Source organism: Flavobacteriales bacterium, assembly GCA_020635795.1.
In the GTDB taxonomy this organism is placed as follows: domain Bacteria; phylum Bacteroidota; class Bacteroidia; order Flavobacteriales_E; family Vicingaceae; genus Vicingus.
This window is the reverse complement of sequence record JACJZD010000001.1, coordinates 1,704,819-1,716,521: the sequence shown is the minus strand read 5'-3', so window position 1 is coordinate 1,716,521 and position 11,703 is coordinate 1,704,819. Positions and strand designations below refer to the sequence as shown.

Genomic DNA, 11,703 nt, shown 5'->3' with positions numbered 1-11,703 from the left:
AACTCCTGAGTTTCCAATTTTACCGTAAATATCTGGTCGTAAATCGGGGTCGTTACCGTATAGCGTTACCGAATCGAAAGCTGTAGAAAGTCTTTTGGCAGGCATTCCTAAACTTACATAGTGAAAACGTCGGTTAGTTCGTTCTGGACCACCTTCTCCAGCAAACATACGTGTTGGGTCTTCGCCTTCGCGTTTAAACGGAAATAAACCAGAGGTGTATGGAAATTCGCCAGGAACATTTTCTTGTAAACTCCAACGCAACACGTCGCCCCAGCCTTTGTATTTAGGTAAAGCCACTTTAGGTACTTGTGTGTGTGACAAACTTTCGGTGTGAGTTTCAATGCTCAATTCCTTATCGCGAACTTTAAATTTGTAAACGGGGTTTTTGTATTTTTCTACTTTAGCAGCCCAGTTTTCAATAATCAACCAGTTTTTTGGGTCAAGATTTAATTTGATGTTGTCAAACTCGGCAATTAAAATTTTAAATAAATCTTTTTTGTCTTCCTGAGCTTGTCGAAGGATTTCTTTGTGATTAAGCTTTGATGGTTCGACAGGCTCACCATGGCATAGCGTAGAAATGGTTTTGTTGATAGCATAAAGTTTATCCGCCAATTCTACTTGTACATTTACCCATTTGTCGAAACCACGGTTGTTTTCCGATATTTCGGACAAGTAACGGTTTCGGCTAGGAGGAATAACAAATATCTTTTCCGACATTTCTTTGGTAACCTCAAAAGTTGAGTTTAAAGCAGCACCAGTTTTGGTCTTTATTTTATCGATAACCACTTTGTACAAGGTGTTCATACCAGGGTCGTTAAACTGCGAAGCAATGGTGCCGTAAACAGGAACATCGTCGTCATCCATTTCAAAGGCATTGTGGTTTCGTTTGTATTGTTTTTTTACATCACGAATGGCATCTAATGAGCCTTTTTTGTCAAACTTGTTAAGAGCAACCACATCAGCAAAATCGAGCATGTCAATTTTTTCCAATTGTGTAGCAGCACCAAATTCTGGAGTCATTACGTACAACGAAACATCAGAGTAATCCATTATTTCGGTATCCGATTGTCCGATACCTGAAGTTTCTAATATGATTAAATCGTAGTTGGCAGCCTTTAATACTTGAATGGCCTCACCAACGTGAGCACTCAACGCCAAATTACTTTGGCGAGTTGCCAACGAACGCATGTAAACGCGTTCATTTTTGATAGAGTTCATTCGAATTCTATCGCCCAACAACGCACCACCAGTTTTACGTTTTGATGGGTCAACCGAAACAATGGCAATGGTTTTGTCTTTAAAATCAATTAAAAAACGACGAACCAATTCGTCAACCAATGATGATTTTCCTGCACCTCCAGTTCCTGTAATACCTAATACAGGCGAAGTTCCTCCCGACTTCCCAGAAAGGGAGGAGAAAATGGACTGAAATTCTTCATTACGATTTTCCGCTAACGAAATAAGTCTCGCAATAGTAGGAACATCTTTTTCTTGAAGTAACTGCTCAGTTCCCTTCCCTTTGGGAAGGGTTAGGGATGGGCATGGACTGTCGCAACGCTCAATCATATCGTTAATCATCCCTTGTAAGCCCATTTCTCTACCATCATCAGGATGATAGATACGGGTAATTCCGTATCCTTGCAATTCTTCAATTTCTGAAGGTAAAATGGTGCCACCTCCGCCACCAAAAATTTTGATGTGTTCGCAGCCTTTTTCTTTCAACAAATCATACATGTACTTAAAATACTCCACGTGCCCACCTTGGTAAGAGGTCATGGCAATTGCATTGGCATCTTCTTCAATGGCACAGTTTACCACTTCGTCAACACTTCTGTCGTGCCCTAAGTGGATAACTTCAACACCAGTTGCTTGAATAATTCTACGCATAATGTTGATGGCAGCATCGTGTCCGTCAAACAAACTTGCAGCAGTAACTATTCTAACTTTATTTTTTGGAGTGTATTTTTCTATTTGTTCCATGTATTATGCATTAATCAAAGCCTTGCGAAATTAATCAAATAGACTTGTTTTTGCAAAAAGTAAACAGATAATAGCCGTAATTGATTTAAACAAAAAAAGGCTACCAATGGTAGCCTTTTTTTAAAGATAGGTCTTTTGTATTATTTAGAAACTGTAAATTTATCAGTGTAAACAACATTTTCGTTGTTGTAAACTTGATAAATATAAAGTCCTGTAGGTAAATCGTAAACACTTACATCAGCTAAGTTGCTAGTTACAGTAATATTTTTTACTACTTTACCTGTAATATCAGTTATTCTAATTCCAGTTGCTTTGTTGTTGTTTAAATCAAATCTGATGCTTGTAGAAGCAGGATTTGGATAAGCTAACACTCTTTCAGAAAAAATTGCTTCTTTAACTCCAACAGGGAAATTCATAACGATATCGTCTAACCAAAAAGTACTTCCTGGTTGAGCTTTTTTAGGTGTGTTGTAAAAAGTAGCTTTACTAGAACTTGCAATAATTATCATGGTATCTGGTGCACCAGTTAATAAGTAAGTAAAATTAAGTGAACCAGGAGTCCAAGTAGTTAATGTTGATGATAAATTTGTTCCTGCAATACCTAGTAACTGACCAGCTTGCATTAATTGTACAACAAAAACAGCAGTATCACCATTTACTGGAGCATTTTTTATTTTAAGGCTAACAGAAGTTGGTCTACTCGTATAAGGAATACCTTTAACAAATTTGTTATTTAATAAATCACCATTTAATGAAAGTGTTCCTCCTAGAGTATCAACACCTAAAACCGCACCATATCCAGTTTTAGTTTCCATTCTAGCTGATTTTAACCCTTCACCTGGGTCGGCTGTTTCTGCTGTTGTTCCAACAGGGCCACCAAAATTATCAGCATTGTAAGTTTCCCACCCTGTAGGGTTTGAAGATGCTACTGTAGTAGGACCCCATGTTTCAAATTTAGGGTTAGTTTGTGCAACCGCAGTTGCAGAGATTAATGCCACAACAGCACTAAAAGAAAGTAATTTTTTAATCATAAGTTTAAGTTTTAAGTTTATGTAAATTTAACAGATTTGAGTTATTATTTAATAACTTGTTAAGTATTTTAAGATTTTTTTAATAAAATATGATTTTTTAACAAAAATAAACCAATTAAATTTATTAGACTCATTATCAGTATCTAATAAAAACGAGGAGCATGAAATATTTTATGATATTTAACATAAAATATTTATTTTAGTCCAATTATGGATGTAAATGCTTGTATAGAAACTTCAATAGCTACCTTAGAAATTAGAGATGGTATTCTTTATTTAATTTTAAAGAAGGATGCTAATGTTGATTTAGAGACTGTTATTGAAACAGTTGAAGTTAGAAAGGAGATGCAAGGAGGTAAAAAAATGTTAATTCTTGTTGATAATAGAGAGGTTTGGCAAGTAACTAAAGAGGCTCAAGTGTATTCGTCGAGTAAGGAAGTTGGAGAATTGAGTATTGCAATGGCACTTTTATCGGGAGCTTCGTTACCCGTAATGTTAATTTCTAATTTTTTTATGAGGTTTAACAAATTGCATTCACCTACAAAAATTTTTAGAGACGAGGAAAAAGCCATTGAATGGTTAAATCAATTCAAAGAGGAATAAAAAAAAGCCGATTTATTTAAATCGGCTTTTTTTTTGGAATCAATTTTGAATTACAGTCATTTCAACTCGTCGATTTTTCTGTCTTCCCTCAGGAGTTTTGTTTGAGTCTATTGGTTTTGTATGTCCAAACCATAGTACTTCAAAACGAGCTGCATCCACTTCATTTTCAACTAAGAAATCTTTTACTGCAGTAGCCCTTAATTTAGATAGTTTTAGGTTGTTGCTAGCTTTACCAACATTGTCGGTATGCCCTTCAATTTTTAATCCCCAATCGGGTTTTTTCTTTAACAGATTGGCTAACTCAATTAAAGAAGGTAGTGATGTTTCTTTGATTTTTGCTTTACCTGTTTCGAATTCAAGGTTTTTGAAGGCTGTGTTTAAAACCTCTTGTTCTTCAGTTGATAATACTAATGAAGCTCCTTTTTTAACAAAGGTATATGCATATCTGTTATCTTCTTTTCTGAAAGCTCTTATCGTTGATATGGAATCGTTATTAACTAAATCTATATCAATGTATGGAGGGTAATTTCCGTCAGAAATCTCCATTTCAAACAAATGACTCTTATCTTTTGGTAGATTTTTATACATAAAATGATCTTCAGAAAGGTCTAATGAATCTGTTAATACGATTTCATTTAATGAATCTAATAAATGTAATAATTTTAATGGACAACCTTTGTTAGATATTGGTCCAGCAACCATTGGACACCTGTCTTCGCTGTCTTTTAATCCATCCATGTCGCTATCAGGACAGCCTTTAAATTCTGCTAATCCAGCTTCTGTTGGACAATCATCTTCTTTATCCATTATACCATCCCCATCGGTATCAGGGCAACCGTTAAATTCTGGAATTCCTGCTTCTGTAACACAACTATCCAATTTATCCATAATCCCATCGCCATCAGTATCAGGGCAACCTTTAAATTCTACCAAACCACTGTCTAACGGACAATCATCTTCAGAATCTTGAATGCCATCATTATCTGTATCAGGACATCCTTTAAATGCCCATACACCATAAACATCTATACATTTATCCAATTTATCAGAAACTTTATCTTTGTCTCTATCTTTTGGTTTTGGATTTAGAATAGGAATTTTTAAAGCGATATAAAAATCAGCTCCACTTAGTTTTGTATCTCTACCAGCAGCAAATATTGGTTTCATATCTCCTGTACCTATTACTAACGGACCTGCTCGTAAGCCTAAACCGTATCTAAATCCTGAAGTTGTATTATAAGATAAAGGAATAGAAACGCCCCACCATCGATGGTCCCATCTTGGGGTTAATGCAAAATTGTGCGGGTAATGAACGGCGTTATGGTCTTTATAGAATAATAGATTTATTCGCATGTAATAATTTGCGTAAATATTTCTCCAAATATTATAATCTACATCAATATTAGCATGTGTAGGGAGGTTCATAAAAAATTCACCATCGTCATCCCTAAAAGTTACATCGCCTCTTGTTGATAAATCGATTAAACTCGAATCTAAAGAACGGAAACCTTTAACACCATCAAACTCTTGTAAATCGAAAACACCTGTTTGGAAACTAAAATTTCTACTCAAACTTCCTTTTTTGTATCTCATACCACCAATATCATTAAGGGCTGCTCCAACTCTTAATTTGTATTTGTTTTGGTCTTTACGCCATAAATTGGTTTTATTGTCCATGTCGTATTTGTAATCTTGATATTTTGGACGGAACTCATACGTAACCCCAATATCAAAACCTAATCCCCAATTAGAGTATTTTTTTAATAATTCACCTCCATCAAATTTTTCATTATCAGTCCCTTCAATGTAACCACCTAAATTATCGGAGTAACCATAATCAAAATCTCCTTTTATGTAAAGAGCTGTGGTATCATCAATAATGTTATAATCTACATTATCGGTATTCAAATAAAAAGACCCAATTCCTTGCAAAAATTTAAGTTTAGCACCCATTTTCCAAAAGTGTTGGTTATCGTCTTTTAATACTTGTGCGTAAGCGAAATTGTATTCGTTCCAAGTGTTCATCGAAAGATTTAAATTTTGGTCTTTTAAATTTAAATTGAACAACCTCATGTAGTCCCATTCATTACTTGCTAAACGTATAAGTTCGGGAGTTACATTATCGAGGTTAAACATGGTTCTGTTTTTAATTTGAAACCCAATAGAACGTTTGTAATTAAATGATATCATCACATTTAATACATCAATTTCTGATTGTAAAAATGCAGACCGTGTTTTTCTACCATCATCAAACTCATATATTTGAGCATTTGGGTAGTTGCTGATAGAATCGGCAGAAACAAATTTTTGCAAATCTTTGTTGTCCATCCATAATCTTGCTTTTTCGTCGTTATAGTTGAAAGAGTTAATCCAACCGTAAGGCATGTATTTAGGATTGAAATAAGCATGGTTGTTATAACCATGAATAAAAGCACCAAAAAGCACGATATCCACTTTCATTCTATTGTCAGCAATAGAAGAAGGGTTGTAATCAAGGCCTAAAACACCAGAGTAGTTGCTTTGGCGTATTCCTATATATTCTTGGGATTTTAATGAAGATAGTAATAACAATAAAATACTTGCTAAAAGTAATTTACGCATGATAATAGTAGTTTAGGTTAGTTTGTTAGTTAGGGTAAATGTATCGTTTATTTTGTTAAAAATGTAACTTGAAAAAGGCTAATGTTAGATTCTTAACTTTTATACAATTAGTTTCTTCTCCAGAAATAAGGGGTAAAGAGTATGGCAATGGTAAATAATTCCAATCTTCCCATTAACATTAAAAACGAAAGCACCCATTTACTTGAATCGGGAAGGTGTGAAAAGCTATACGAAGGACCAATGCTACCAATACCAGGTCCAACATTACCTAATGATGTTGCAACAGCACTCACTGCCTCCATAAAATCGACACCAAGAAAAGTAACGACTAACGAACCCATTACAAAAGTGGATAAGTAAAAGAATACAAAAGCCAATAAATTATAAATAATGGTGATTGGAACTCCTTGTCGATTTAAATGTACAGGAACAACAGCATTTGGGTGTAATCGACGTTTAAACTCTAAAAACCCGTTTTTAATTAATAGCACGATACGAACCAATTTCATACCACCACTTGTAGAACCAGCACTAGCTCCAGTAAACAATAATAAGAAAAACAAGAAGGTAACAAATGCTCCCCAAGTAGTAAAATCTGCACTTGCGAACCCTGTTGTGGTGATGATACTTGTTACTTGAAAAAGAGCATCTCGAAAAGTTTTTTCGAAACCCAAGTGGTGTGTTGAGTAACCATAAACGGAAGGGATAATAATTGCGGTCAATAACAATATTGTACCGAAATACCATTTAAATTCATCGTTTTCCCAAAACTTTTTGAATTTAAATTTGAAACCAAAGTATAGAAGGGTAAAATTGGTTCCTGCAATAAACATGAAAATAATGATGATGTAATCGACTATTGCAGAATTAAAATGAGCTACACTAGCTTGTTTGGTAGAGAATCCACCTGTTGACATGGTCGTAAAGGAGTGGTTGATGGCATCGAAAAAGCCCATTCCACCAGGGTACATTAACAATATGGTTTGTAAAACAGTAAAACCAACATAGATATACCATAGTCGTTTTGCAGTTTCTTTAATTCGGGGGTGTATTTTATCCTTAGTTGGACCAGGGGCTTCTGATGCGAATAACTCCATACCTCCAACGCCTAAAAGTGGTAAAATAGCAATGGTTAGTACAATAATACCCATGCCACCTATCCATTGAGTTAAGCTTCGCCAAAACAAAATTCCTTTTGGAATTTCTTCAATATTATCAAGAATTGAAGCTCCAGTAGTTGTTAAACCTGAAACGGTTTCGAAAAAGGCATTGGCAATGTTTGGTATAGCACCAGAAAATAAATACGGTAATGAGCCAAATACAGCCATAGAAAGCCAACCTAATGCAACGATAAGATATCCTTCACGTTTTTTTATTTCTGCATTTTCGTTTTTTCGAGTGGTTAACTTTAGAACTAAACCAATGGTTAATGTTATTGCTGAAGAAAAAATCAACGGATACAAACCTCCCTCATCATAGTAAACCGAAACAGGGATAGCTAAAGCCATTAAAATACCTGAAATGATGATTAATGTTCCAATTACATTGGCAACAACTTTAGTATTTATAAGGCTTTTAGACATGTTGATTAATGAAAAAATTCTTCAATATCTTCAATTTCACTGTTATGAACAAATACAACGGCTTTGTCGCCTTCTTGGAGTTGAAAACTACCAAACGGAATAAAACCTTTGTTATGTCTAACTACTCCTGCAATATTTACAGTTTTGGGGAGTTTCAAATCACGAAGTGGTTTCATGGTTATTTTTGTGTTTAATTTAACATTAAACTCTATAATTTCTCCATCCACACCATGTAAATTGGCTATGGCTTGTACCTCACCTCTTCTGATATATTTAATGATTTCGTTGGCTGCAATTATTTTTTTATTTATCAATGTATCTATACCAATGTTTTGAGAAAGATTGATATAGTCCATGTTTTCTACTCTCGCAATTGTTTTTTTAACGCCATGCGATTTAGCTACCAAGGAGGTAATAATGTTGGTTTCAGAATCGCCTGTTAATGCAATAAAGGCATCCATGTCGTCTAAATTTTCTTCTTCTAAAATAGAAACATCTCTACCATCGGCATTAATAACTAAGGTCTTTTTTAATTTATCGGCTACCGTTAATGCACGTTCTCTGTTTTCTTCGATTAGGGTTACGTTGTATTTTTTTTCAAGAAGTTCAGCAGTTAAAATACCAATTCTACTAGCACCTAAAATCATGATGTTTTTTATTTCAAAACAACTTTGGGCACAAAATGTAGTAACTTCTTTTATACCTTCGGGAGTTGCAATAAAATAAACAATGTCGTTTTGATTTAACACAGAATCGCCTTGAGCCATGTGTGTTTTACCTTTTCGCAAAAAAGCAATGGGTTTAAACGATTGGTTAGGGTTGAGGTATTTGGTATCTAATATTGATTTGTTGATTAATGGAGAATTTTCGGAAAGCGTAATACCAAAAACGGTTAGTTTGCCATTTTCAAACTCGTAATCATCAGTAAATGCCGATTGATTGATTAACCGCTTTATTTCTTTAGAGGCAAGTTCAACCGGAGATACAATGGTATCAACACCCATTTCTTTAAAGAAAACTTCTAAATCGGTAAGTTTGGTTTCGTAGTTACTTAAACGGGCAATGGTTTTTTTTGCTCCTAATTTTTTTCCAATCATACAAATTAGCATGTTGGTTTCTTCTGATGAGGTTGCTGCAATCAATAAATCGCAAGTGTTTATTTTAGTTTCTTTAAGCAGTCCCAAGCTAGTAGCATCACCTTTAACCCCAATTACGTCGATATGGCTTTGAACATAATTTAAACGTTCTTCGCTTTCATCAATAATGTACAAATCTTGAGCTTCGTTCGTTAACATTTTTGCTAAATGGAAACCTACTTCACCTGCACCTGCAATAATTATTCTCATACCAATCAGAAAATTTTTGGCAAATGTAAGAATCTATTATGTTTAAAATTAAAAAATAAACAAGCCAATATTTATACTTCAAAGTTGCTACTTTTACCTTATGACATCAACCAATGATGAAAATAATGCAATAGCAATTGCCTCAAAGTTTATAAACAACACCAATAGGCATGTTTTTTTAACTGGAAAAGCAGGTACAGGAAAGACCACTTTTTTAAAATACATCATTAAAAACACCTATAAAAATGTGGTGGTTGCTGCTCCAACTGGTATTGCTGCTATAAATGCAGGTGGAGTTACTTTGCATTCCTTGTTTTTATTGCCTTTTGGAGGATTTGTCCCCACGAACGATAATGCAGCAATTTTTTCGGATTACTTAAAAATTAACAACAGAAATACTTTGTTGAAAGAGTTGAAAATGAGTAGGGTAAAACGAAAACTGATTCAAGAAATGGAGTTGTTGATTATTGATGAGGTAAGTATGTTAAGAGCCGATTTGTTAGATGCCATCGATACCATTCTACAATCGGTGCGAAGAAACAGAACTTCGTTTGGAGGAGTGCAAGTTTTATTTATTGGAGATTTGTTGCAGCTACCACCTGTTGTAAAAGAGATGGAATGGAACATTTTAAAACAATACTACAAAAGTCCTTTTTTCTTTGATGCTCAAGCGTTAGCAAATCATCCTCCACTTTATATTGAGTTGGAAAAAATATACCGACAAACCGATCATCAGTTTATTGATGTATTAAACAATCTTAGAAACAATACCATTACTGAAAGAGATGTAGAATTATTGAACAAACATTACCAACCCGATTTTCAGCCAAAAAAGACAGAAAACTACATTAAACTAACGACTCACAACAATGTTGCTGATGCTTTAAACAGTAGTGAGTTAAATAAAATCACTAATCCATCTTATTTTTTTAAAGCGTCGGTTTGGGGCGATTTTAATGAAAATGCTTATCCATTAGAAGCTTCTTTAGAACTTAAAAAAGGTGCTCAGGTAATGTTTGTTAAAAACGACATGACAGGTGCTCAACGGTTTTTTAATGGTAAAATAGGGGTGGTTTCTGCCATAAACGATTCAGTCATTGAGGTGGAGTTTGAAGACAAAACTAAACCCATTACCGTTGACCGTTACATTTGGAAAAACATCAAATACAAAGTAAATGATGTAACCAACGAAATAGAGGAAGATGTGGTAGGCACTTTCACACAATTTCCTTTAAAATTAGCGTGGGCAATTACAGTGCATAAAAGTCAGGGGTTAACTTTCGATAAAGCCATTATTGATGTAGAAAATGCTTTTGCACCTGGTCAGGTTTATGTAGCATTATCTAGATTAACCTCACTCAATGGATTGGTGTTAAGTTCTAAAATTAATTTTAAACGATTGGCAAGTGATTCTACCGTTGCTGATTATGGAGAATCTAAACCTGACGAAAACACCTTAAACTCAATTTTGAGTAACGAATCGCAACAATTTTTAAAAACCTACATTACAACAGGGTTTGATTTTAGTTTCCTGCATCATCAATTGTTTATGCACATCAATAGTTATGGTAAAGACGAAAAACGTTCGGAAAAACAGCACCACTTTGAATGGGCAAACCAGTTGTTTAAAGAGTTGGAGCAAGCCAAAGAAGTAGCTGATAAATTTATCAATCAGGTAAAACAAATTTTTGCTCATCAAAAACCAGATTTTGATAAAGTGGTGTTAGATAGAGTAAATGCTGCAAAAACTTACTTCTTGCCCATTTTAAAAAAACACTCAACGTCTATTTTATCGAAAATTGAGGAACTAAACGAAAAGAAAAAGGTGAAAGTCTTTTTACAAGAATTGGTTGATTTAGATGGGTTGTTTTATAAACAAATTCAATCCATTCAAAAGGTAGAGGCTTTATTAAAATCATCCATTAATCAGTTAGAATTTTCGAAAGAAAACATCAGTTTAGCGGAAGAAAACAAACAGCGATTGGAAGAATTGAGTCAAACCATTAAACTAAAAAAAGAACCCAAAGCGCCCAAAGAAAAGAAAGAGAAAATAGACACCAAAAAAGTTACTTTCGATTTGTACAAAGAAGGAAAAACTATTAAAGAAATTGCTGCCGAACGTGGTTTTGCAACAACAACCATTGAGGGGCATCTGGCTCATTATGTGGGTTTAGGTTTAATTGATGTAAAGGAATTTGTTGAGGTTGAAAAAATGAAAACAATTATAGCAGCCATTAAAAAATTAGACACCAATTTATTAAGTGAAATAAAACACCATTTGGGTGAAAATTATTCTTATCCAGAAATAAAATGTACGTTAGCCTATCATCAAAATTCAAATAAAAAGGATAGTTAATGATTTATTCAAATTAACCACATAGAAACATAGGTTTACTTGTTTCTAATCACTTTTTTCTAGAAACACATTAGTTTTATCCCGATAAAATCGGGATAACTATGAGTACTCTGTTAATTGTTGTTGTTTTGTGTTTATTTGTAGTGTTAGAACTATGTGTCTATGTGGTTTTATTTTTATATTTTCTTAAGAGGTGTTATCGT

General features: G+C 34.1%; 7 protein-coding genes. 2 read left to right on the top strand and 5 right to left on the bottom strand.

Features of this window, described 5'->3' with window-relative positions:
* Together H6589_07605 and H6589_07600 are read right to left on the bottom strand one after the other, a co-directional pair.
* The coding region (locus H6589_07605; GenBank protein MCB9174459.1) for a methylmalonyl-CoA mutase family protein at window positions 1–1,980 on the bottom strand (1,980 nt) is incomplete at its 3' end.
* Between the two features lie 140 nt (window positions 1,981–2,120).
* Window positions 2,121–3,011, bottom strand: coding sequence for a T9SS type A sorting domain-containing protein (locus tag H6589_07600; GenBank protein ID MCB9174458.1), 891 nt, complete (start codon window positions 3,009–3,011; stop codon window positions 2,121–2,123).
* Between the two features lie 210 nt (window positions 3,012–3,221).
* Here H6589_07600 and H6589_07595 point away from each other — a divergent pair, with 210 nt between their 5' ends.
* Entirely contained in the window at window positions 3,222–3,614 is a 393-nt protein-coding gene (locus H6589_07595; GenBank protein MCB9174457.1) for a hypothetical protein, read from the top strand.
* A gap of 39 nt (window positions 3,615–3,653) precedes the next feature.
* On the opposite strand, the gene H6589_07590 is transcribed toward H6589_07595, so the two are convergent.
* From H6589_07590 to trkA, 3 genes are all read right to left on the bottom strand, one after another.
* A complete protein-coding gene (locus H6589_07590) occupies window positions 3,654–6,215 on the bottom strand; it encodes an OmpA family protein (protein MCB9174456.1) in 2,562 nt (853 codons plus the stop codon).
* Window positions 6,216–6,322: 107 nt separating this feature from the next.
* Entirely contained in the window at window positions 6,323–7,798 is a 1,476-nt protein-coding gene (locus H6589_07585; protein MCB9174455.1) for a TrkH family potassium uptake protein, read from the bottom strand.
* Window positions 7,799–7,803: 5 nt separating this feature from the next.
* Complete coding sequence (trkA, locus tag H6589_07580; GenBank protein ID MCB9174454.1) at window positions 7,804–9,144, bottom strand: Trk system potassium transporter TrkA; 1,341 nt, start codon at window positions 9,142–9,144, stop codon at window positions 7,804–7,806.
* A 100-nt stretch (window positions 9,145–9,244) separates the two neighbouring features.
* Here trkA and H6589_07575 point away from each other — a divergent pair, with 100 nt between their 5' ends.
* The gene (locus H6589_07575) at window positions 9,245–11,500 is read left to right on the top strand and encodes a helix-turn-helix domain-containing protein (protein MCB9174453.1); all 2,256 of its coding nucleotides are present in this window, start codon (window positions 9,245–9,247) and stop codon (window positions 11,498–11,500) included.
* Window positions 11,501–11,703 lie beyond the last annotated feature (203 nt).

Bases quoted from the DNA above. Each gene is read 5' to 3' on its own strand.
- H6589_07600 (MCB9174458.1), bottom strand. From the start codon at position 3,011: ATGATTAAAAAATTACTTTCTTTTAGTGCTGTTGTGGCATTAATCTCT.
- H6589_07595 (MCB9174457.1), top strand. From the start codon at position 3,222: ATGGATGTAAATGCTTGTATAGAAACTTCAATAGCTACCTTAGAAATT.
- H6589_07590 (MCB9174456.1), bottom strand. From the start codon at position 6,215: ATGCGTAAATTACTTTTAGCAAGTATTTTATTGTTATTACTATCTTCA.
- H6589_07585 (MCB9174455.1), bottom strand. From the start codon at position 7,798: ATGTCTAAAAGCCTTATAAATACTAAAGTTGTTGCCAATGTAATTGGA.
- trkA (MCB9174454.1), bottom strand. From the start codon at position 9,144: ATGAGAATAATTATTGCAGGTGCAGGTGAAGTAGGTTTCCATTTAGCA.
- H6589_07575 (MCB9174453.1), top strand. From the start codon at position 9,245: ATGACATCAACCAATGATGAAAATAATGCAATAGCAATTGCCTCAAAG.